This is a genomic window from Streptomyces sp. NPDC041968 (assembly GCF_055589025.1).
Genome location: NZ_JBVJCB010000002.1, coordinates 626487 through 648447, shown reverse-complemented (window position 1 = coordinate 648447; position 21961 = coordinate 626487). Strand labels below are relative to the sequence as shown.

Annotated in this window: 20 protein-coding genes and 1 pseudogene; 9 read left to right on the top strand and 12 right to left on the bottom strand. The window is 74.1% G+C overall.

The genetic code is table 11. The features are described 5' to 3' along the window. Positions 1–92 precede the first annotated feature (92 nt). Positions 93–617: a hypothetical protein gene (locus ACZ6EG_RS08045; RefSeq protein WP_391969096.1), complete on the top strand. Its 525-nt coding sequence runs from the start codon at positions 93–95 to the stop codon at positions 615–617. Positions 618–635: 18 nt separating this feature from the next. Here the strand turns inward: ACZ6EG_RS08045 and hemC are convergent, their stop codons facing one another. The 4 genes and pseudogenes from hemC to ACZ6EG_RS08025 all read right to left on the bottom strand — a co-directional run. Further along, positions 636–1571, bottom strand: coding sequence for a hydroxymethylbilane synthase (hemC, locus tag ACZ6EG_RS08040; protein WP_391969095.1), 936 nt, complete (start codon positions 1569–1571; stop codon positions 636–638). A gap of 67 nt (positions 1572–1638) precedes the next feature. Then, a complete protein-coding gene (locus tag ACZ6EG_RS08035) occupies positions 1639–2418 on the bottom strand; it encodes an NPP1 family protein (RefSeq protein WP_469602624.1) in 780 nt (259 codons plus the stop codon). Between the two features lie 150 nt (positions 2419–2568). Beyond that, positions 2569–3549, bottom strand: a complete 981-nt coding sequence (locus ACZ6EG_RS08030; RefSeq protein ID WP_391969093.1) for an ATP-dependent DNA ligase — start codon at positions 3547–3549, stop codon at positions 2569–2571. Positions 3550–3682: 133 nt separating this feature from the next. Beyond that, positions 3683–4021, bottom strand: a pseudogene (locus ACZ6EG_RS08025) (MFS transporter); the annotation flags it as partial. 140 nt (positions 4022–4161) lie between these two features. On the opposite strand from ACZ6EG_RS08025, the gene ACZ6EG_RS08020 reads away from it, so the two are divergent. From ACZ6EG_RS08020 to ACZ6EG_RS08010, 3 genes are read left to right on the top strand one after another with little or no spacing between them, the layout of a single operon-like run. Further along, positions 4162–4542, top strand: a complete 381-nt coding sequence (locus ACZ6EG_RS08020) for a DoxX family protein (RefSeq protein WP_391969092.1) — start codon at positions 4162–4164, stop codon at positions 4540–4542. Beyond that, the gene (locus ACZ6EG_RS08015) at positions 4539–5006 is read left to right on the top strand and encodes a peroxiredoxin (protein WP_391969091.1); all 468 of its coding nucleotides are present in this window, start codon (positions 4539–4541) and stop codon (positions 5004–5006) included. Before ACZ6EG_RS08020 ends, ACZ6EG_RS08015 begins: the two co-directional genes overlap by 4 nt. Before the next feature lie 54 nt (positions 5007–5060). After that, positions 5061–7403, top strand: a complete 2343-nt coding sequence (locus ACZ6EG_RS08010; RefSeq protein ID WP_469602619.1) for a SpoIIE family protein phosphatase — start codon at positions 5061–5063, stop codon at positions 7401–7403. 74 nt (positions 7404–7477) lie between these two features. Here the strand turns inward: ACZ6EG_RS08010 and ACZ6EG_RS08005 are convergent, their stop codons facing one another. Then, positions 7478–8308: an aldo/keto reductase gene (locus ACZ6EG_RS08005; RefSeq protein WP_469602616.1), complete on the bottom strand. Its 831-nt coding sequence runs from the start codon at positions 8306–8308 to the stop codon at positions 7478–7480. A gap of 176 nt (positions 8309–8484) precedes the next feature. Between ACZ6EG_RS08005 and ACZ6EG_RS08000 the strand changes: the two genes are divergently transcribed. Further along, positions 8485–9474, top strand: coding sequence for a TauD/TfdA dioxygenase family protein (locus ACZ6EG_RS08000; RefSeq protein WP_469602612.1), 990 nt, complete (start codon positions 8485–8487; stop codon positions 9472–9474). A gap of 29 nt (positions 9475–9503) precedes the next feature. Here the strand turns inward: ACZ6EG_RS08000 and ACZ6EG_RS07995 are convergent, their stop codons facing one another. Then, complete coding sequence (locus ACZ6EG_RS07995; protein WP_469602609.1) at positions 9504–11006, bottom strand: metallophosphoesterase family protein; 1503 nt, start codon at positions 11004–11006, stop codon at positions 9504–9506. 72 nt (positions 11007–11078) lie between these two features. Beyond that, positions 11079–11699 (bottom strand): L-threonylcarbamoyladenylate synthase, encoded by a 621-nt coding sequence (locus tag ACZ6EG_RS07990; RefSeq protein ID WP_356609508.1) that lies wholly within the window; start codon positions 11697–11699, stop codon positions 11079–11081. A 158-nt stretch (positions 11700–11857) separates the two neighbouring features. Here ACZ6EG_RS07990 and ACZ6EG_RS07985 point away from each other — a divergent pair, with 158 nt between their 5' ends. Next, positions 11858–13390, top strand: coding sequence for a PucR family transcriptional regulator (locus tag ACZ6EG_RS07985; RefSeq protein ID WP_391969086.1), 1533 nt, complete (start codon positions 11858–11860; stop codon positions 13388–13390). Between the two features lie 220 nt (positions 13391–13610). Here ACZ6EG_RS07985 and ACZ6EG_RS07980 read toward each other — a convergent pair whose 3' ends face one another. The 3 genes from ACZ6EG_RS07980 to ACZ6EG_RS07970 are packed head-to-tail and all read right to left on the bottom strand — an operon-like array spanning position 13611 to position 16171. After that, positions 13611–14651 carry an NAD(P)-dependent alcohol dehydrogenase gene (locus tag ACZ6EG_RS07980; protein WP_391969085.1) on the bottom strand — a complete coding sequence of 347 codons (1041 nt, stop codon included), beginning with the start codon at positions 14649–14651 and terminating at the stop codon, positions 13611–13613. Positions 14652–14708: 57 nt separating this feature from the next. After that, entirely contained in the window at positions 14709–15497 is a 789-nt protein-coding gene (locus ACZ6EG_RS07975; RefSeq protein ID WP_469602604.1) for an SDR family NAD(P)-dependent oxidoreductase, read from the bottom strand. Beyond that, positions 15494–16171, bottom strand: coding sequence for a TetR/AcrR family transcriptional regulator (locus tag ACZ6EG_RS07970; protein WP_391969083.1), 678 nt, complete (start codon positions 16169–16171; stop codon positions 15494–15496). The genes ACZ6EG_RS07975 and ACZ6EG_RS07970 overlap by 4 nt, the downstream gene beginning before the upstream one ends. Before the next feature lie 414 nt (positions 16172–16585). Here ACZ6EG_RS07970 and ACZ6EG_RS07965 point away from each other — a divergent pair, with 414 nt between their 5' ends. Beyond that, the gene (locus tag ACZ6EG_RS07965) at positions 16586–18244 is read left to right on the top strand and encodes a catalase (protein WP_391969082.1); all 1659 of its coding nucleotides are present in this window, start codon (positions 16586–16588) and stop codon (positions 18242–18244) included. Here the strand turns inward: ACZ6EG_RS07965 and ACZ6EG_RS07960 are convergent. Further along, positions 18129–19118 carry a fructosamine kinase family protein gene (locus ACZ6EG_RS07960; RefSeq protein ID WP_469602599.1) on the bottom strand — a complete coding sequence of 330 codons (990 nt, stop codon included), beginning with the start codon at positions 19116–19118 and terminating at the stop codon, positions 18129–18131. The two genes, ACZ6EG_RS07965 and ACZ6EG_RS07960, sit on opposite strands and share 116 nt — an antisense overlap. 92 nt (positions 19119–19210) lie before the next feature. Here ACZ6EG_RS07960 and ACZ6EG_RS07955 point away from each other — a divergent pair, with 92 nt between their 5' ends. Together ACZ6EG_RS07955 and ACZ6EG_RS07950 are read left to right on the top strand one after the other, a co-directional pair. Then, positions 19211–19534 (top strand): hypothetical protein, encoded by a 324-nt coding sequence (locus ACZ6EG_RS07955; RefSeq protein ID WP_356609522.1) that lies wholly within the window; start codon positions 19211–19213, stop codon positions 19532–19534. A 68-nt stretch (positions 19535–19602) separates the two neighbouring features. After that, on the top strand, positions 19603–20364 hold the full coding sequence (locus tag ACZ6EG_RS07950) for a maleylpyruvate isomerase family mycothiol-dependent enzyme (RefSeq protein WP_391969080.1): 762 nt from the start codon (positions 19603–19605) through the stop codon (positions 20362–20364). A gap of 126 nt (positions 20365–20490) precedes the next feature. Here the strand turns inward: ACZ6EG_RS07950 and ACZ6EG_RS07945 are convergent, their stop codons facing one another. Further along, positions 20491–21726, bottom strand: a complete 1236-nt coding sequence (locus ACZ6EG_RS07945; RefSeq protein ID WP_391969079.1) for an SLC13 family permease — start codon at positions 21724–21726, stop codon at positions 20491–20493. Between the last annotated feature and the right edge of the window lie 235 nt (positions 21727–21961).

Genomic DNA, 21961 nt, shown 5'->3' with positions numbered 1-21961 from the left:
GGCGAAGTCCCTGGCCACAGCGCATTCCGCTCATTTGACAGTGCACTGAGCGCACAGATAGGAAGCAGCGTCGAGAGGTCGAGAGGGGCACCGTGTACGAGCCGAACGTGGTCGGGGACTGGCAGGAGTACGACGAGCACGCCGGCCTGCGGGTCCGTGTCCACCGTCTTGAGCCGGCCGAGCCGCCGCGTGGACGGGACGACGCGGCCGAGGGACTGACGTACTTCTGCGTCCGGGTGACCGTGGAGAACCGGGGCGCCCGGCATCTCGGCGTCCACCTCGAGGACGGCCAGATCGACGTGCGGATCGGTCCCGACGGGGAGAGCGCCTTCCTCGACTGGCGCAACTCCCAGTTCATCGAGGGCTTCGACGTCTACCCGCTGCGCCGGGCGACCGCCGTGCTCTACGCGGCGGGACCGGAGGCGAACCTCTCCCAGGTGGACGTCCAGGTGCAGGTCCGGGTGGACGAGGACTGGGCCGACCGCCGGGTGTGGACCGGCGGCCTCGGGCTGCCCGACGAGGGCACCGAGCCGCCGTCCGGCGGGTCGCGGGACGAGGGGCTGGCGTGCCAGGTGAGCGCCTTCCTGCGGGACCAGGCCGAGAAGGGCACCGCCTGACCCCCGCCGGACGGCGCCTCAGTGCGGGATGCCGTCGATGATCTCGCGGGCGCCCTGACGCAGCAGGGCCACGGCGACCGAGGTGCCGAGGGTCGCCGGGTCGAGCCGGCCGGCCCACTCGTGGGCGTTCAGCCGGGTCTTGCCGTCCGGGGTGAACACGCAGGCCCGCAGGGAGAGTTCTCCGCTGCGGTCCACGCGGGCGCAGCCGGCGATCGGGCTGTTGCAGTGCCCCTGCAGGACGTGCAGGAACATGCGCTCCGCCGCCGCCTCCCGATGGGTCGCGGGGTGTCCGAGGCCGCTCACCGCCTCGATGAGGGCGGTGTCGCCCTCCCGGCACTGCAGGGCGAGGATGCCCGCGCCGATCGGCGGCATCATCGTCTCCGGCGAGAGGACCTCGCTGATCACGTCCCGGCGGCCGATGCGCTCCAGGCCGGCCACCGCGAGCAGCAGGGCGTCCGCCTCGCCGGCGGCCAGCTTGGCGAGGCGGCGGTTGGCGTTGCCCCGGAACGGCACGCACCGCAGGTGCGGATGGGTCGCGGCCAGCTGGGCGACGCGGCGCACCGAGGAGGTGCCGACACGGGTCCCGGCCGGAAGCTCGTCCAGCGTGAGCCCCTCCGGATGGATCAGGGCGTCACGGACGTCGTCCCGCTCCAGGAAGGCGGCGAAGACCGTGCCCGCCGGAAGCGGCCGGTCGGCGGGCACGTCCTTGACGCAGTGCACCGCGAGATCGGCCTCGCCCGACAGCAGCGCGGCGTCGACCTCCTTGGTGAACGCGCCCTTGCCCTCCACCTGCGCCAGGTCGCCGAGCCACTTGTCGCCGGTGGTCTTCACCGGCACGACCTCGGTGCGCACGCCGGGGTGGAGGGCCGCCAGCCCGGCCCGGACGCGCTCGACCTGCGCCAGGGCCATGGGGGAGTCGCGGGAGACGATGCGGACCAGTTCGGGGACGGACATGCGGACACGATAGTGCCCTTCGGGGCGTGCGGGCCGTACGGTTCGCCCGACCGGCCCTGCCGCCGGGTCAGGCGTACGGGTCGAAGGGGACGCCGGAGGGTTTGGCGGCGGCCAGGTGGGAGGCGAAGCTGCCGTCCTTCAGGCCGAAGTTGGCGCTGCCGAAGTCGTAGGTGCTCAACTTCTCGCGCAACCCGGCCGGATAGCCGTTCCAGCCGACCAGGGTCGGATACTGCCACCCGCCCTTGTGGTTCTCCGGCGGTTCGTCGCCCGAGGTCGCCGGCCGGAAGCAGTGGGTGCTGATGCCGTCCTTGTGGTAGACGATCTTCGGGTGGGTGCCGTCGAAGCGGATCGCCGACCGCGCGTGCACGCTGAACGAGCCGTGGTTGGACGTCGAGACGTACTCGACGCCGCCGCCGTCCCGCACCCACACCACGACGTGCTCCCAGTCGTGCCGGTGGCCGCCGAGACTGCTGCCGGGCAGCGCCTGGTCCTTCTCGAAGTACAGGCCGTACAGGTAGGCGCACCAGCCGTTGTCGCACTTGGCGCGCGAGTAGCCGTTGGTGTTGTCCAGGTCGGAGGCGTCACGGCAGTTGCCGTTCAGGGCGCCGGTCGGGTTGAGCCCGCCGTTGACCGCTCCGTCCGCTCCGATGGCCGGGGTGGGGTAGCAGCCGTCGGTGTCGTAGTCGTACGCGGGCTGGTACGTCCGCTCCGCGGCGTCGGCGTTGCCGGGCAGTCCCGGGGGCGGTGCGGCGAAGGCGGTGGCGGGGAAGGCGACGACGAGGGCGAGCGCGCCGAGCGGTGCGGCGAGCCATCTCCGGCGGCGGGTACGGGGTGTACGCGAAGACACCGCGTCCTCCTCTTGGTCGGGCGCAGCCCAACAACGGTGGGGGGAAGGGGACTTCAGCGTGCCCTCTTTCCCCTCCCGTGCCAAGGGGCCCCATGCGTCCCCGCGGTGAAGGAGAGCCCAATACTTGACCTCCCCGTACCTGACCCCGCGTCACACCATGTCGTCCGGGAGGTCGGCGGCCGACTCCTCGGGCGCGAGGTCCGGGCGGAGCCTCAGCCAGGACGGCTGGCGCAGCAGGCCCTCCCGGGTGCGGGTGCTGTAGCGGACCTCGCCGACCAGCCGGGGGACCGCCCAGCGCGCCCCCCGCACCGGCGGTACGGGGTCGAAGGGGCACACGTCGGTCTCGGCGGCCCGCAGCAACGCGGCCAGCTCCGTCCGCTCGGCCGCGCTCCAGCCGGTGCCGACCCCGCCGACGTAGCGCAGCCGGCCCGCGGCACGCTGGCCGACCAGGACGGCGCCGGGCAGGCCCGTGAGCCGCCCCTTGCCGGGCAGCCAGCCACCGACCACGACGTCCTCGCTGCGCATGTTGCGGATCTTGATCCAGGCCCGGGAGCGGACGCCCGGCTCGTACACCGAGTCCAGCCGCTTGCACACCAGGCCCTCCAGCCCGTGCTCGCGGGTGGCGCGCAGCGCCTGTTCGCCGTGGCCGACCAGGGCCCCGGGCGTCGACCAGGAGGGGCCGTCGAGCCCGAGGGCCGTCAGCCGGTCGCGGCGGGTGCGGTAGGGCAGCCGCAGGAGGGAGCGGCGTTCCAGGTGCAGGGCGTCGAACAGCACCAGGTGGGCCGGGACCTTCGCCGCCCGGTGCGCCGCCCGGCCCGGGGCGTGCGCCAGGCCCATCCGGGACTGGAGCAACTGGAAGTCGGCGCGTCCCTGTTCGTCCAGGGCAAGGACCTCTCCGTCCAGCACGGCGGGGGTGGCGCCGAGCGCGGTGCCGAGGGGCGCCAGCTCGGGGTAGGCGGCCGTGATGTCCTGGCCGGAGCGGGCACGCAGCAGCACGCTGCCGTCGCCGGGCAGGTAGACCACCACGCGCTGGCCGTCCTGCTTGGTCTCGTACGCCCAGCGCGGGTCCTGCGCGGCGGGCGGCAGGGTGCCGGGCGTGGCGAGCATGGGAGGGATCAGCGGCAGCTCCACGGGTCAGTTCTCGACGCCCCCGAAGGCCGCCACGCGCGTTGCCCGGCAGGTTCGCCTGAACGGCGCCGGTCCCCGGGGGGAGCCGGCGCCGTCACCGTCAGCGGGGCGGGAGCCGTCTCCGGCCGCGTACCGTCGGCCGGCGCCGGGGGATGAAGGACGCGATCACGAGGGCGAGCAGGGCGGCGCCCGCGCCGATCGCCATGCCCACCCTGAAGGCGTTCTCGGACGGCAGGGCGGAGCCGCCGAGGCCGATGGTCATCTGCGCCAGGATCACACCGGCCACGGCGCCGGCCACCGACGTGCCGATGGACCTCATGGGGGTGTTCGGACTGTTCGCGGCGGCCGTCTCGGCGGCCGGCTCGGCGGCCGGCACCGCACCCATGATCAGCGCCGGCACGGCGTCGTGGGTGAAGCCGATGCCCGCGCTGATGACGCAGGAGAACAGCACCAGGTGCCACACCTCGGCCATCAGCCTCGGTCGGCGCGTTCACCGGCGTGTCCCACCGCTCGTCCGGCCATGCGCCCGGCGTCCCTGCGACCGCGCCGGCGCCGGTGCGTCCCCCCTCCTTACCGTCGAGTAATATCGCGCGCCAGGCCCCCGGAGGAGGAACCGTGTCCCGTTCCGAACGTTCGCCCCTGCTGCTCGCCGGCCTGTTGGCCACCGCGGGCGCCGCCCACTTCGCACGCCCCCGCACCTTCGACGCGATCGTGCCGCGCGGCCTGCCTGGCTCGCCCCGGGCGTGGACCTACGCCAGCGGCGCCGCCGAGCTGGCGCTCGCCGCCGGCATCGCACTGCCGCGCACCCGCAGGGCCGCCGCGCTGGCCACGGCCGCCTTCTTCGTCGGGGTGTTCCCCGCCAACGTCAAGATGGCCGTGGACTGGCGGCACCGCCCCACGCCGCAGAAGGCCGCCGCCTACGGCCGGCTGCCGGTGCAGGTGCCGCTGGTGCTGTGGGCCCGCGGGGTCGCCCGGGGCAGCGAGGGCCGGTCGTGAGCCGCGGTCCGGCCGTGGGTGACACGGTCGAGGACTTCACCCTGCCGGACGAGACCGGCGCCCCGCGCCGCCTGTCCGAGCTGCTCGCGGGCGGCCCGGTCGTCCTGTTCTTCTACCCCGCCGCCCTCACCCCCGGCTGCACCGCCGAGGCCTGCCACTTCCGCGACCTCGCCGCCGAGTTCGCCGCCGCGGGCGCCCGCCCCGTCGGTGTCAGCGGCGACGCCGTCGAGCGGCAGCGGGAGTTCGCCGGACGCCACACCCTCGGGATGCCGCTGCTGTCCGACGCCGACGGCGCGGTGCGCGAGCTGTTCGGCGTACGGAGAGGCTTCGCCCTGGCTCCCACCAGACGGGTCACCTTCGTCATCGGACAGGACCGCACGGTGCTCGAGGTCGTCCGCAGCGAGGTGAGGATGAGCGCCCACGCCGACCGCGCCCTGGCGGCGCTGCGTGCTCACCGCGGATAGCGCTCCGCCCCCGCGCGGTTGAAACCCGGCCGCAACGGGGCAATCCTGGACGCTATGGAGCATGTCTCCGCTGCGGCGACCCTGGACGTGCACGGCACGGTGACGGGGTGGAGCGAGGGCGCCCGGCGGCTGACCGGCTACCCGGCCGAGGAGGCCGTCGGCCGGTCCGCGCGGGACCTGCTCGCCCAGGAGCCGCCGCCGCGGACGCTGTCCGAACTGTCCGGTGAGGCCCTGCTCCGCCATCGGGACGGCTCCACCCTGGCGCTGTCCCTGCGCGGGCTGCCGCTGCTGGGGGCGGACGGTACCCCGTCCGGGTACGCGGTGACCGTCGAACCGTCGGACGGCAGCGGCCTGCGCCTGACCGGGGAGACCTTCCAGCAGGCGTCCCTGTCGATGTCCGTCCACGACACCCGTCAGCGCTACCTGAGGGTGAACGACATGGCGCGCCGGATGCTGGGGCTGCCGCAGGAGGACCTGATCGGACGCCGGCTGTCCGACGTCATGGAGGACGTCGACGCCAACGGTTCGGGATTCATGCGGCATGTGCGGCAGGTCGTGGTCACCGGTCGGCCCGCCCACTACGAGACCTTCACTTCCGCCTCCTCCCGGCTCGGCGAGCACGCCTGGACCATCGAGATGTGGCCGGTCCGCGACGCGTCCGCCGAGGTGGTGGCCGTGGCCGTGGCGGGTTTCGAGAGCACCGGGCAACACCGCACGCGGCAGCGGCTGGCCCTGCTGAACGAGGCCGCCACCGGCATCGGCACCACCCTGGACGTCGTGCGCACCGCCGAGGAGCTGATCGACCTCCTCGTCCCCCGCTTCGCGGACTTCGCCAGCGTCGACCTGCTCGAATGGGTGCTGGGCTCGGTGGAACCCTTCGCGGTCCCGGCCGAGGACATCGAACTGCGCCGCGTGGCCCACAGCGCCGCCACCGAGGGCTTTCCCCGGGCGTCGGTGCACCTGGGCGAGACCGACGTCTACCCGCCGTACTCGGCGCCCGCGCGGGCGCTGCGGGAGGGGCGCGCGGTGCTCACCGGCCCGGGCGACCCGGACTTCGACCGGTGGATGCGGGTCCGCAACGAGCAGGCCCCGCACAACCGGGCCTACCGTCTGAGCGTCCGTTCCACCCTGGCGGTGCCCCTGCGGGCCCGCGGCACCACGCTCGGCGTCGCGGTGGCCGTCCGCTCCGGGGCCCAGGCCCCGTACGTCGAGGACGACATGGTGCTGGCCGAGGAGCTCGCCAGCCGGGCCGCCGTCTGCGTCGACAACGCCTGCCGCTTCGCCCGCGAGCGTTCCACCGCCCTGGCCCTCCAGCACAGTCTGCTGCCCAAGGACCTGCCCGGACAGGCGGCGGTCGAGGTGGCCCACCGCTACCTGCCCTCCGTGTCGGCGGCCGGCATCGGCGGTGACTGGTTCGACGTGATCCCGCTGTCCGGCAGCCGGGTCGCCCTGGTCGTCGGGGACGTCGTCGGCCACGGCATCCCCTCCACCGCGACCATGGGCCGACTCTGCACGGCCGTCCGCACCCTCGCCGACGTCGACCTTCCCCCCGACGAACTCCTCACCCACCTGGACGATCTCGTCAGCCACCTCGCGGCCGGCGACGAGGGCGAGGAAGTCGCCGAGCTGGGTGCCACCTGCCTGTACGCCGTGTACGACCCGGTCACCCGCCGCCTCACCCTGGCCTCCGCCGGCCACCCGACGCCGGCCGTCGTCCTCCCCGACGGCACCACCCGACTGGTCCGCATGACCGCGGGACCGCCCCTCGGGGTCGGCGGACTGCCGTTCGAGGCGACGGAACTCGAACTGGCCGAGGGCTCCGTGGTCGCCCTCTACACGGACGGCCTCGTCGAGGACCGCGACCGCGACGTCGACCACGCCACCGCGGAGCTGTGCCGTGCGCTGTCCGTGCCCGCCCACTCGCTCGACGCACTCTGCGACACCGTGCTCAAGGCCGTCATGCCCGAGGAACCCGGTGACGACGTGGCACTGCTCCTGGCCCGCACCCGGGCGCTGGGCGCCGACCGGATCCGCACCTGGGACGTCCAGCCGGACCCCGCGCACGTGGCCGCCACCCGGGCCTCCGTCAACGAGCAGTTGGCGCGGTGGGGCCTGGAGGAGACGGCGTTCGTGACCGAACTGGTCGTCAGCGAACTCGTCACGAACGCCATCCGGTACGGCGAGCCGCCCATCCAACTGCGCATCATCCGCGACAGAGCCCTCATCTGCGAGGTGTCCGACGGCAGCTCCACCTCACCGCACCTGCGCCGTGCCCACGCCTACGACGAGGGCGGCCGCGGCCTGCTCCTGGTAGCCCAGCTCACCCAGCGCTGGGGCAGCCGACAGACCGGCACCGGCAAGACCATCTGGGCCGAACAAGCCCTGCCCGAGGAGTGACCCGGCCCCCTCCGCGACGCCCGCGCCGACCGGGACCGGGACCGGGCACCGGGCACCGGGTGCCGGGTACCGGGTCAGAACTCCTCGTGCACCTGCGGATCGCCGCCGATCCGCCGCTGCGCGCGGTCCGCGACCCTGCGCAGCTGACCGGCATCCAGGTCGAAGCCGAACACGTCGAGGTTGGCCCGCTGCCGCGCCGGGTCGGAGGACTTCGGGACGGGCACGGCGCCGAGCTGGGTGTGCCAGCGCAGGACCGCCTGGGCGGGGGTCACCCCGTGCGCCTCGGCGACCTCGGCGAGGACGGGATCGTCCAGCAGGTCGCTGCCGCGGCCGAGCGGGCTCCAGCTCTCGGTGCGGATGCCCTTGCGCTCGTGGAAGGCGCGCAGCTCCTCCTGCGGGAAGAGCGGGTGCAGCTCGATCTGATTGACGGACGGCAGCACGCCGGTCTCCTTCTCCAGCCGTTCGATGTGCCCGGCCGTGAAGTTCGAGACGCCGACCGAGCGCACCAGGCCGTCCTCGCGCAGCCTGACCATGGCCTTCCAGGAGTCCAGGTACTTGTCCACGCGGGGCAGCGGCCAGTGGATCAGGTACAGGTCGACGTACTCCACCCCGAGCCGGGCCCGGGACTCCTCGAAGGAGGCGAGGGTCTCCTCGTAGCCATGGTGCCGGCCGGGCAGCTTGGTCGTCACCACGACCTCGTCGCGGGGGACCCCGCTGTCGGCGAGGCCCCGGCCGACGCCGGTCTCGTTGCGGTAGTTCGCGGCCGTGTCGATCAGGCGGTAGCCCGTCTCCAGGGCCTCGCGCACCGCCCGCCGCGCCTCGTCGTCCGTCATCGGCCAGGTGCCCAGCCCCAGGGCGGGGAGCGCGGTGCCGTCGTTGAGCGTGTGTGCCGGGATGCTGATCACCGTGGGACCTTTCCTCGACCGTGTGCGGCGGGGTGCCGCCCGTCCAGCGTCGCCCACGGGACGACCGATGATCAACCGGGCGGCGGGGGAGAGGATCCGGGCCCCGCTCTGCCACGATCTCTGCCGGAGCCCGAACGGGGGACCCGCGGGACGACCGACCGACCAACGGAGTGCGCATGACGACCGACAGGACAACGGCGGAACGTACGGCCGAGAGCAGGGCGGCGCGGGCGGCGGGGATCGAGGTGGAGCCGGCCGCCGGACACATCGGCGCCGAGATCCACGGTCTCGACCTGGCCCGCGGTCTCGACGCGGCGCAGGTCGAGGCGGTCCGGGCGGCGCTGCTGCGCTGGAAGGTGGTGTTCTTCCGCGACCAGCGCCTCGACCACGCCGGACACGTGGCGTTCGCGCGTCTCTTCGGCGATCCGGTCGTCCTGCTCAGGCGCGGCAAGGCGTCACCGGCCGGTTTCCCGGAGATCGAGACGACCGCCGACCGCCTGGAGCTGGGCGGCCGGTTCGGGATGGAGCACGACGAGTGGCTGCGGCGCAGGCGCCACACGCTGCTGCGCGGCTGGCACTGCGACCACGGCGCCCGCGTCGACCCGCCGGCCGCCACGATCCTGCGCGCCGAGACGGTCCCGCCGTACGGCGGCGACACCACCTGGTCGAACCTCGCCGCCGCCTACGCCGGGCTGTCCGCCCCGATGCGCGCCTTCGTGGACGGACTGCGCGCCGAACACCGCCTGGGCGTCGGCTACCAGCCGAGGCCGGGCGACGACGCCTACGTCCGGCACCTGCTGGACCATCAGACCGCGTCCGTGCACCCGCTGGTCCGCGTCCACCCGGAGACGGGGGAGCGGGTGCTGTTCGTGAACGGCTACTACGTGGAGCAGATCGCCGGGCTCTCCCGCCCGGAGAGCGCGGCGGTCCTGGAACTGCTCCTGGAGCAGGCCACCCGGCCCGAGTACACGGTCCGCTTCCGCTGGCGGCCGGGCAGCGTCGCCTTCTGGGACAACAGGGCCACCATCCACCTCGCCCCGAGCGACAACGCCCACCTCGGCCACCCGCGGACCATGCACCGGGTGATGCTCGCCGGTGACGTGCCGGCCGGGGTGGACGGCACCCGCTCGGAGGCGGTCGTCGGCAGCGCACCGGGACGATGGTGAGCCCGGCCACCGGTGCGCCGCGAGCACCCTCAGACGAGGGGGATCGTCACCTCGTCCTCGACCGGGGGGTCCAGCTCCTGAGCCCGGTTGCCGGTGGCGGCGTGGCACCGCAGCCGCACCGCCTCCGGGGTGACGTCCAACCGCAGGAAGCACTTGAAGAAGGGCGGGCTGTACGTCGCCGAGCTCGGTGAGAAGAGCTGCGTGTAGATCTTGCGCACCGGCAGCCGGAACCGCTTCTCGCGGTCGGGCCGCCGTCCGGTGCCCAGCAGGCCGGCGACCAGCCGGGTGCGCCGGGTGACCCGCGCGTCGGTCCGCGGGGCGCGCGCCGGGCGGATGCCGAGGCGTTCGGTGATCACGGCCGTCGCCTCGGCCTCCGTCAGGGTGAAGAAGCGCCGCAGCCGCAGCCGCCGGCCGTACAGCCGGCTGTAGAAGGCGAGGGAGTCGCCCCGCAGCGGATAGCAGCGGAAGTCCTCCTCGGTGACCCCGGCCACCGACACCCGGGGGATCGTGTGGGTGGCGTGCATGAACGCCCCGCCACCGCCCGCGACGACGTACTGGATGGTGCGGCCGCCCACGTCGACCGGGTAGCGCTGGTAGTTGTGGATGTCACCGCCTATCGCGGCGACGTAGTGGTGGGCGGGGTCGCGGACGATGTCGTCGACCGTACCGCCGCCCTCGACGGGGCACGGATGGTGCTCACCGTCCACGTACAGGGGCGAGCCGGTGATGAGGATCTTCGGCCCGGGCGCCCGGGACACCTCGCGCAGCCACGCGCCCTGCTCGGCGTCCACCGTGCCCAGCAGCCCCGTGTCGATGCCGACGATCCGCACCGGGCCGGCGTCGATGGCCCAGTACGGTCCCGGCTGGGTGGCCTGCTGGACGGGCGCGGAGCGCATCGCGCGCGCCTCCTCCAGGTGTCGGCCGTCCTCCGGACGGGGCCGGTGCCACAGCAGGTTCCGCAGCCAGGCCCGGGTGAGGGGGCGCGGAGCCGGCTCCGGCGGCAGGGGCCGGGCGTCGTCGCAGAACACGCGCATGAACGCGCCGAGGTCCTCGTACCAGTCGTGGTTCCCCGGTATCGCGTAGATCGGCGCCTGGTAGTCGCGGTACGGGCGGAAGAACTTCGGGCCGTAGTCGTCGGCGCTGCCCACGGGGTAGATGACATCGCTGGCGACGACGGCGAAGCTCGTGTCCTGACCGGCCTTCAGCAAGCCCGGGACGACGGCGTACTGGGGATCGTCGCCCTCTCCGGTGTCGCCGACGACCAGGAACGAGAACCGGTCCGGGTCGGCACGCCGGATGACCCGGTCGGCCGGGGCGCCGGACGCCGTCCGCTGTGCCGTCCAGCGGGCGCGGGTGCGGCCCGTCGGGTCCCCGAACCAGGAGGCCAGTACGCCGTTGCGGGCGGCCCACAGGGTTCGGGGACTGAGCCAGGACAGCTTCTCGGTGCGCTGCGGCATCAGCTCTCGGTAGGAGCCGCGCTCGGTGGAGCCCCAGCCGGCGCCTTCGGCGGTATCACGTGAGGAGTTGGACACCCGGGCACGGTAACAACGCCCCGTGCGCGGGACCATGACGGGACCCGGCCGCCAACTCCGTGCGACGGCCCGCTACTCGAAGCGGGTCGTGTCGCCCGCGCCCCGCCGCACGATCTCCGCCTCGCCGCCGGAGAAGTCCACGACCGTGGTCGGCTCCGTGCCGCAGTCACCGGAGTCGATCACCGCGTCCACCACGTGGTCGAGCCGGTCCTTGATCTCCCAGCCCTGGGTCATCGGCTCCTCCTCGCCGGGCAGCAGCAGGGTGCTCGACAGCAGCGGCTCGCCCAGCTCGGTGAGGAGGGCCTGGGTGACGACGTGGTCGGGGATGCGCACGCCCACGGTCTTCTTCTTCGGATGCTGGAGCATGCGCGGCACCTCCCTCGTCGCCGGGAGGATGAAGGTGTAGCTGCCGGGGGTGGAGGCCTTGATCGCGCGGAACACGTCGTTGTCGATCTGTACGAACCGGCCGAGCTGCGCGAAGTCCTGGCACACCAGGGTGAAGTGGTGCCGGCTGTCCAGTTGCCGGATCGAGCGGATGCGGTCGATGCCGTCGCGGCTGCCCAGTCGGCAGCCCAGGGCGTAGCAGGAGTCCGTCGGGTACGCGATCAGCGCATCGGAGCGGACGCTGTCGGCGACCTGGGCGATGCTGCGCGGCTGGGGGTTCTCGGGGTGCACGTCGAAGTACTTCGCCATTCACCGAGCTTATGCCCGCCGGGGCGCCCCGCCCGACAGCGCCCGGTCTGCGGCACCGGCCCGGTCGGCGGCTCCCGCCGGCGAGGCGAGCGCCGGGGAGCCATGCGGTAACGTCCCCGGTCTGGGCCGGGAACGAGCCGAGGGCGAGGAGCAGGCCGGTGGCGGGCCGCGAGGACGGGACACGGCAGCGGGATGCCGGGGCCGGTGAGCAGGTGGAGTGGGCGGCGGAGCTGTTGGACCACCTGCGGCCGGCCGGACGCGACGTCCGCAAGGTCGTGGCCTGGCTCGCCGGTGCCGCGCACGCCACGGTGTCGCTGCAGGACGGCACCGGCCGCCTGCTGGCCGGTACCCGGGCTCCGCTGGACGAGGATCTGCTCGTCGGCATCGCGTCGGGCCGGATCGCCTCCGCCGCCCTGGAGGACCGGGGCCGGCATCTGCGGCTCGTCCGCGTGGAGCGGGTCCACCCGGCACCGGCCGCCGTCCTCGCCGTCGCCCGCGAGAGGCCGTTCGACCGGCGGGCCGCCGACATCGTCACGCACACCGCCCAGGTGGTGGAGCTGCTGCTGGCGGGCCACGAGTCGGCCGCGGCCGGACACCGGCTGCGGCGGGCGACCGCCGACCTCCGCCTGGCCATCCTGCAACTGCTGATGGTCGAGGACACCGTCTCCGCCCGGCGGGTGGCCGCCGGGCTGTGGCCGGGTCTGCTCGACACCGACACGGCGTGCGTGTACGTCGTGGAGAGCCGCCCCGAGGAACGCGACCGGCTCGCCGAGGAGTGCCTGTCGGCGACGGAGGACCGGGCGCTGGTCGTACGGTGCCCGGCCATGGACGGCCACGTCATCGTGCTCGCGCCCCGCGAAGCGGCCGGCCGGCAGCTGCGCTCGCTCGTCGGCCGCACCCCCGGCGTCTTCCTCGGCGGCAGCGCACGGCAGAGCCTCGTCCGCACCGCCACCGCCTACGGGCAGGCCGTGAGCGCCCTCGCCGTCGCCCGGTTCCGCCCGGGGAAGGCGGCGGTCTACGCCGAGCGGACCCACCCCGAGCGCCTGATGGACCCGGCGGAGCTGCGCGGCTGGACCGCCCAGGTGCTGCGCCCGCTCGACGCCCTGCCGCACCACACCCGCGCCGAACTGCTCGCCACCACCCGCCTGGGCCTGGAGTTCACCGCGGTCGCCGCGGCGAAGATCCTCGGTGTCAGCCGCAACACCGTCCGCGCCCGCATGGAGCGGGTCGAGGCACTGCTGGACACCGACTTCACCGACCTGAGCGCCCGCGCCACCGTCCACCTCGCCCTCAACGCCCAGGTGGGACTGGACCAGGACCTCACCGACGGCGGTGCCGCGAGCCCCGCCCCCGCCCGCCTCACCGACCTGCTGGCCGGACCGGCGCTGCGCGGCTGGGCCGGCGACCTGCTCGGCCGTCTGGAGCCGGACACCCGCAGGCTGCGGCGCACCCTGCGCACCTGGCTCGCCGTCGGCGCGAACGCCGAACGGGCCGCGCAGACGCTGGGCGTGCATCCCCAGACCGTGCGCGAGCACGTCCGCAGCGCCGAGCCCGTCCTGGAGCGCCGGCTGCTCGCCGCCGGCAGCGACCTGTACGAGGTGGTGCTCGCCCACCTCGCGGCGGGGGACCTCGAACAGCCCCTTCTGCACGGGACGAAACCGGACCATCCGGACGCACCTGTGCACGGGTGAGTCCGGATGGCCCGGCAGCGGGCATCGACGCGATTCACAACGGCGGAGCCGTCCACATAGGTTCGACGGGCCGCGGGGGCACGACCGGAACGGGGGACCGGTCGCGCCCCCGCGGGCCCGCACGTCGTGCGGCGCGCAGCCCGGCGGCGAGCACGGCGGCCGGCTCCCCGAGGAGGAGTCGCCGTGCCGGCCGCGCCGGGCGTCCCGCCGGCCGGAACGGTCAGCCGTGCGGCAGGATCACCGCGCGGCCGTTGACCTTCCCCTCGTGCAGCCGCTCGTAGGCGAGCGGGGCGTCGTCCAGGGAGTAGGTCTCCGTGTGCACCGACACGGCGCCCGAGCGAGCCAGGCCGAGCACCTCGATGAGTTCGCTCCGGCTGCCCCAGTAGGGGGCGCTGACCGACACCTCGAACGGCAGCAGCCCGAACCCGACGGGGAGCGACCCGCCACCGATGCCGACCAGCGTGACATCGGCCTCGACGGCCGCGACGGCGCCCGCGGTCTGCACCGTCGGCGCCACACCCACGAAGTCGAACACGGCCTCGGCGCCGAGGCCGCCGGTGAGCTCGCGCACCGCCTCCGCCGCCTTGGCGTCCGACAGCACCGCCTCGTGCGCGCCCACCTCGCGGGCGAGGCGCAGCTTGTCCTCGCTGACGTCGAGGGCGACGACCCGGGCGGACGTCAGGGCGCGCAGCAACTGGATGGCGACGTGGCCGAGGCCGCCGGTGCCGATGACCACCGCGGTCGACCCGGGGACCAGCTTGGGCAGCGACCGCTTGATGGCGTGGTACGGCGTCAGCCCGGCGTCCGTCAGGGGCACCGCCGCCACCGGGTCGAGCCCGTCCAGCGGGACCAGGTGCCGCGGGTCGTCGACGAGCAGGTACTCGGCCATCGAACCGGGCCGGCCGAGTCCGGGCGGGCGGATGCCCAGCTCGTCGGCGCGCAGGCAGTAGTTCTCCTTGCCCTCCGCGCACTTGGCGCAGGTGCCGCAGCCCCAGGGCCCGTACACGGCGACCGCGTCGCCCTCGCGCAGGCCGGTGACACCGGCGCCGAGCGCGGCGACCGTGCCGACGCCCTCGTGGCCGAGGGTCAGCGGCAGCTCGTACGGGAAGCCCTCCGCGGGCCAGCTCATCACCGCGATGTCGGAGTGGCACACGCCGGCGGCGGTGACCTTCAGCAGCACCTGGCCGGGTCCGGGCTCCGGGTCGGGGACCGTCACCACCTCGGGCGGGGCGCCGATGGTGCGGTATTGCAGTGCCTTCATGGTGAACTCCTTCGTTCTCCCCCCCCGGTCGGTGGTCCCCCTGGTGAGCGGGCGGTGTCAGACGGCGGTGTAGGCGCCGTCGACCAGGTGGTAGCTGCCGGCCACGAAGGACGCCCGGTCCGACAGCAGGAAGGCGATCAGCTCGGCGACCTCCTCGGAGCGCCCGAGGCGGCCGGCCGGGTGCAGGGCGACCAGCCCGTCGTGGGCGGCCTTGTCCATCTCCTTGAGCAGCGGGGTGTCGATGAAGCCGGGGCCGACCGCGTTGACGCGGATGCCCTGGGCGGCGTACTCGGCGGCGGCGGCCTTGGTCAGCCCGACCACGCCGTGCTTGGCGGCGACGTAGGCGGGGGAACCGGCGAAGCCGACCGAGCCGAGGATGGAGGCGACGTTGACGATGGCGCCGCCCCGGCCGGCCGCTTCGATGGCGGGCAGTTCGTAGCGCATCGAGTAGAAGACGCCGTCGAGGTTGGTGCGCACGACGCGGTGGTAGGCGTCCACGTCGTACGCGCCGGTCGGGGCGCTCGGGCCGCCGATGCCCGCGTTGTTCACGGCGAGGTCCAGGCGGCCGAAGGTGTCGACGGTGACACGCACGGCCGCCTCGACGGACTCCGGGCGGGTCACGTCCAGCTCGACGGCGGCGGCTTCGACGCCCCGCGCCCTCAGTTCGGCGGTGGCCTTCTCGGCGCCCTCGGTGTCGAAGTCGGCGACGACGACCTTCGCGCCGCCGGCGCCGAGGCGGCGGGCGGTGGCCAGGCCGATGCCGGAGGCGGCCCCGGTGACGAGGGCGGTGCGGCCCGCGAACTCGGCGGTGTGGACGACGGCGGGGGCGGTGTCGGTGGTGCTCATGGTGCTTCTCGCTCTTCGGTGGTGCTGTCGGGGGCCGCGGCCGCGGCCTCCGAGGTCAGGGCGTCGTAGGCCCGCTCCACGAGGGCGGCGAGGTCTGCGGCTCCCGAGTCCCGGTCGTCGCCGCGCGCCCACAGGCGCAGGGCGGCGATCAGGACCCCGGCGGCGGCGTCGACGACGGCCGCGGGACGGACGTCCCGGGTCTCGTCGGTGCCGAGCCGACGGGCGACGATGCGGATCGACTCCTCCTGGGCGTCGACCCGGATGCGCTGGTAGGCGGCGAACAGGTCGGGCTCGCTGTCGGCCAGGGCCACCAGCCGGCGCATGCGCGGACGCACGTGCCAGGCCGGGTCCTCCCGGTCGGCCAGCCAGTCGCGCACGGCCCGGCGGTAGGCGAGGAGGGGCGGCTCGTCGGCGGGCCGGGACCGCAGCAGCGCGTTGATGCGGTCGCCGTCCCGGCGGACGAAGTCGAGGGCGGCGTCCTCCTTGCCGGCGAAGTGCCGGCTGAACGTGCGCCGGGTGACGTCGGCGCGCTCGGCGATGGCCTCCACGGTGGTCGCCGCGCATCCGCGATCGAGGATCAGGTCGCAGGCGGCGGTGGCCAGCGCGTCGCGGGTCCGCCGCGCTTTGCGCTGCCGCCGGTCCTCGGGGGCGGGGGGAGGCTTCGTCGCCGTCATACCCCCGAGCGTACACCCGAAAATGTCCCAACGGGACATGAGGCTCAGTGGGACACGAGACTCAATGGGACATGAGATTGAAGGGGACGCGTGGTTCCTGGGGCGCCGCCTCGCTCGCGAGGCCGCTCCGGAGCCGGGAGCGCCGAACGGCGCCGTTCCGGCCACGGGTTGCGGTCCCGGCCCGGAAGTGCCGTGTGCCCCGTGGCGCCCCGGGTACCCGCCCGGTCCGTGCGGCCCCTGGACCCCTCTGGCGGGTGCCCAGGGCCCCGGTGTGTGGTAGGGAAACAGTACAAATCGGTAGGTGTCGGACCTTGCGTGGCGGGGTACCCGGAGTGATGACGTGCGCGGCCGACGGCCGCCTCGCAGCTCAGGGCCGCGTCCGAGGGCGGCCACGAGTCGAAGGAGCCCACGAACATGACGGACGTATCGAGCCAGGGGCCTGCCCCGGGCGACGACCGCAAGGTGCTCACCAACCGCCAGGGGCACCCCGTCTACGACAACCAGAACCAGCGCACGGTCGGCGCCCGCGGCCCCGCCACGCTGGAGAACTACCAGTTCCTGGAGAAGATCAGCCACTTCGACCGCGAGCGCATCCCCGAGCGCGTCGTGCACGCCCGCGGGGTCACCGCGTACGGCTACTTCGAGGCGTACGGCTCCTGGGGCGACGAACCGATCGACCGCTACACCCGGGCCAAGCTGTTCCAGGAGCGGGGCAAGCGCACCGACCTGGCCGTCCGGTTCTCCACCGTCATCGGCGGCCGCGACTCCGCCGAGACGGCACGCGACCCCCGCGGCTTCGCGGTGAAGTTCTACACGGAGGACGGCAACTGGGACCTCGTCGGCAACAACCTGGCTGTCTTCTTCATCCGTGACGCGATCAAGTTCCCGGACGTCATCCACGCCCTCAAGCCGGACCCGGTGACCTTCGAGCAGCAGCCCCGGCGCATCTTCGACTTCATGTCGCAGACGCCGGAGTGCATGCACATGCTGATCAATCTGTTCAGCCCGCGCGGCATCCCGGCGGACTACCGCCACCAGCAGGGCTTCGGCGTCAACACCTACAAGTGGGTCAACGCGGCGGGCGAGACCAAGCTGGTCAAGTACCACTGGATGCCCAAGCAGGGCGTCCGCAGCATGACCGAGGAGGACGCCGCCAACATCCAGGCGCAGAACCTCGGCCACGCCACCAAGGACCTCTACGACGCCGTGACGCGCGGCGACCATCCCGAGTGGGAGCTGCTCGTCCAGATGATGGACGACCACGACCACCCGGAACTGGACTTCGACCCGCTCGACGACACCAAGACCTGGCCGGAGAACGAGTTCCCGGCGAAGCCGGTCGGCCGCATGGTCCTCGACCGGATGCCGGAGAACTACTTCGCGGAGAACGAGCAGATCTCCTTCGGCACCGGCGTCCTCGTCGACGGGCTGGACTTCTCCGACGACAAGATGCTCGTCGGCCGCACCTTCTCCTACAGCGACACCCAGCGCTACCGGGTGGGCCCGAACTACCTCCAGCTGCCCGTCAACCAGGCCAAGAACGCCCACGTGCGCACCAACCAGCGCGACGGCCAGATGGCCTACCACCAGGACGGCGGCGGGGAGAACCCGATCGTCAACTACGAGCCGTCGATCACCGGCGGCCTGCGCGAGGGCGAGTACCCGACGCACGACGAGCAGGGACCCGAGATCCAGGGTCGGCTCACCCGCAAGCGGATCCCGCGCACCAACGACTACGTGCAGGCCGGGCAGCGCTATCTGCTGCTGGAGGAGTGGGAGCGCGACGACCTGGTGGCGAACTTCGTCGACCTGCTCTCCCAGTGCGACCGGCCGGTGCAGGAGCGCATGGTGTGGCACTTCCTGCTGGTGGAGAACGACCTCGGACTGCGGGTGGGCGAGGGCATCGGCATCAGCCCGCAGGATGTCCGGCACCTGGAGCCGCTGGCCAGCCAGGACCTCACCGACGAGGACCGCGAGCGGCTCGCCAACCTCGGCAAGAACCCGCCGCGGGACGTCGAGGGCCTGAAGATGACCCACTGCGTGCCCAACGAGCGGCACGTCGTGACGCGCTGACGCTCAGCGGCCCGGGGGGGCCCGCCGCCCGGGCCGCCGCGAGGGCCTGCTCGGCGTAGCCGCGCCCGAAGAGCACGGCGTGCACCAGCAGCGGGAAGAGCCGGTGCACGCCGACGCGGGCCGCCCAGCCGTCGGCGAGCGGCGCGACCTCCTGGTAGCCGGCCACGACCCGGTCCAGGTGGGGGCAGCCGAAGAGGCCGAGCATCGCCAGGTCGGTCTCCCGGTGGCCGCCGTGCGCGGCCGGGTCGATCAGGCGGACGTGGCCGTCGGCGCCCCACAGCACATTGCCGTTCCACAGGTCGCCGTGCAGCCGGGCGGGCGGCTCCGCCGGCCCCGCCAGCTCGGGCAGCCGCGCGCAGACCCGCTCGACCTCGGCCGCCTCGCCCGGCCGGACGGTGCCGGCGTCGACGGCGCGGCGCAGGTACGGCAGCACCCGGTGCTCCGCGTACCAGCGCGGCCAGTCGCTCCCGGCGACGTTGCGCATCGGTGCCCGACCGATGAACGCCTCCTCGGGTCCGCCCGGCGGCGCGGCACCGAACGCGGGCGCTCCGGCCGCGTGCAGCGCTGCCAGGTCCCGGCCGAACCGGACGGCCGCCCGGGCACTCGCCCGGCCCTCGGGCACGCGATCGGTGACCAGCCAGCGCCCGTCCGCGCCGACCACTGCCGGAATCCGCACGGCGCCGGCGTCGGCCAGCCAGCGCAGCCCGGCGGACTCGGCCCGTGCCGCCCCCGCGCCGTGGCCGCGCTTGACCATCACCGTGCGTCCGTCGTCGAGGAAGACCTCGGTGAGGGAGGCGGACCACCGGCGTTCACCGGTCACCGTCCGACCGGTGAACCCGGCCGCGGCCGCCGAGGGCGTCGTCTTGGCACACACGGTCACCAGGCTAGGGCCTGGACTGCCGCCGACCCGGTGAAAGACGCCCGGTGTGCCGTTGGACGCCCCGGACGCGGGGGAGCAGTGGGACTATGACCAGTTCAGCGTTCCATCGCACCATCATCCTGCCGGCCCCCGTGTGCGAACAGGCCGCACAGCACCTCGAGCACGCCGTCCAGAAGGCCATCGACGGAGCCGCGACCCCCTGGCGCGCGTTCCGCGGGGCCGACGGTGACGACTTCGCGTTCTCCGTACCGGTCGTGGAGCAGGCCGCGGGCTGCCTGCTGGTGCTGGCCGCCGAGAGCGCCCAGAGCCTGCGCCCCTCCGCCCTGCGCGCGCTGATCACCGTCGCCCTGCATCTGCGGGACGCCGTCGAAGCCGTCCGCCGGCCCGCGATCCCCACCGGGACCTGGTGAGCCCCCGCCCGCACACCGGGGCGGAAAACACCGCGCCCCGGCCCTGAGCCTGTGCTTGGCTCTGCACCATGGAGTTCACCCGCTACCTCGACTGCCTCGCCGTCGACCACGACCGGCTGCGGGCCGTCGTCGAGGACGACGCCGACGCCGCGGTGCCCACCTGCCCCGGCTGGACGGTGGCCGATCTGACCCGTCACGTGGGCGAGGTCTACCTGCACAAGACCGTCGCCATGCGCGAGGGGGTCGAGCCCGAGCCCTGGCCGCCGCCGGAGTTCGCCGAGGAGGAACCCACCGCGCTGCTCGACCGGGGGTACACCGCCCTGCGCGCCGAGTTCGCCACCCGCGCTCCCGGGGACCCGGCCGCCACCTGGTACGGCCCCGACCAGAGCGTCGGCTTCTGGATCCGGCGGATGGCCCAGGAGACCGTCGTCCACCGGATCGACGCCGAGCTGGCCACCGGGCAGCCCGTCGCGCCCGTCCCGGCCGACCTCGCCGTGGACGGCATCGACGAACTGCTCAGGATCTTCGCCGCCTTCTCCGTCGCCGCATGGGGCGAGTACTTCGCCGACGTCCTGGACGGCTCACCGGGGCGCACCATCCTGCTGCGTGCCGGGGACGCGGCGTGGCGGGTGCGGACGGGCCCCGGCGAGTTCTCCGTGACGGACGGGGCCGGTGACGGCGCGGCGGACGTGACGCTGAGCGGCTCCCCGGAGGCACTGCTGCGCCGGCTGTGGAACCGGGAAGGCGACGGGGACGGCGGTGTGACGGTCACCGGAGCCCCCGAGGCGGCCGAGGAACTGCGCCGGTGCCTCGTCGTGGCGACCCAGTGACCGGCCTGGCACCCGCCCGGTGGGCGATCCGGTGCCGGCCCGGTGGCCGGTGCGCCGCACGGCCCGGCGAGTGGTGCGCCCCGGGGCCGACGGGAGAGGCGGGCCGCGCCGACGGGCGTCCTGGTGTCAGGCGCCGACGACCTGGAGCGCCGCCCACAGGGCCACGGTGGAGGCGGCGACCGTGGCGGGCACGGTGAGCAGGCCGAGCCGGGTGAACCGGCCCAGGTCGGCCTCGACTCCGTACCCGTGCAGGATCCGCCGCCAGAGCAGGGTCGCGAGGGAGCCGACGTAGGTCAGGTTCGGCCCCAGGTTCACGCCGATCAGCACGGCGAGGACCTGGCCCGGCCCGGCGGGCGCGGCCAGCGGAAGCAGGGCCAGGACGGCCGGCAGGTTGTTGACGACGTTGGCCAGCACCGCGGCCACCGCCGCCACCCCCAGCAACGCCGTCAGCGAGTCGCCGTGCGGCAGCAGCCGTCCGAGCCCGGTGGCCGGGGTGCCCGCCATCACGGCCTGCACGACGACCCCCAGCGCCAGCACGAACAGGCAGAACAGCGGGGACGCGGCGCCCACCAGCTCCCGGGGCCCGACATGACGCCGGGCCAGCGCCCGCCCGCCGAGCGCCAGCACACCGCCGAGCGCCGCCCACGCGGGGTCCAGGCCCACCGGCGAGGACACGGCGAACCCGGCCAGGGTCAGCGCCACGACGACGACGGTGAACCGGGGCACGGCCGGCGCCGGCGGGGGATCGGACGGGGACTCCAGCCCGGGCGGGGGGCCCATGGGCCCGGGCTCGTTCAGGTCCGCGCGGAAGAACCGGCGGAACACCACGTACTCGACAGCGATCGCGGCGAGCCACGGCAAGGTCATGAGCGCGGCGAACCTGGTGAAGGACAGGCCGCTGGCCGTGAACGCCAGCAGGTTGGTCAGGTTGGAGACCGGCAGGAGGAGCGAGGCGGAGTTCGCCAGGTGCGCCGTGGCGTACACGTGCGGGCGGGCCCGGGCGCCGGCCCGGGACGCGGTGGCCAGGACCACCGGGGTGAGCAGGACGACGGTGGCGTCCAGACTGAGCACCGCCGTGACCGCGCAGGCCATCGCGAACACCCCGGCCAGCAGCCGCGACGGGCTCCCGCCGCAGCGGCGTGCCACGGCCGCCCCGACGGCCTCGAACAGTCCCTCCCTGGCGCACAGGTGCGCCAGCACCAGCACCAGGGCGAGGAAGGCGACGACCGGCAGGAGCGTACGTGTCTGCTCCCACGCCTGGTGCGGGGTGACGATGCCGAGGGCCACGGCCAGCGCGGCGGCGGGCACGGCGGCCACCGCCTCCGGCAGCCCCCGGGGACGCAGCACGGCGAAGGCCAGCACGCCCAGCAGCAGGACGACGGGGACGGCCTCGGCGAGGACGGCGGTACTCAGGACTTCTTCTCCCCATACGTGAACCGGGCGGACCCCCGGTGACCGGCAAAGGCTGCCCAGGGTCGCACGCCAGGGTAAGGACGGGACTCATGTGCACCGGCACCGCCGTCCGGGGCCGTACGGACGGGGTCGGGCCGGGATGTGTCCGGCGGGATGTGACCGGGGCGACGCCGTCGGCCGGAGC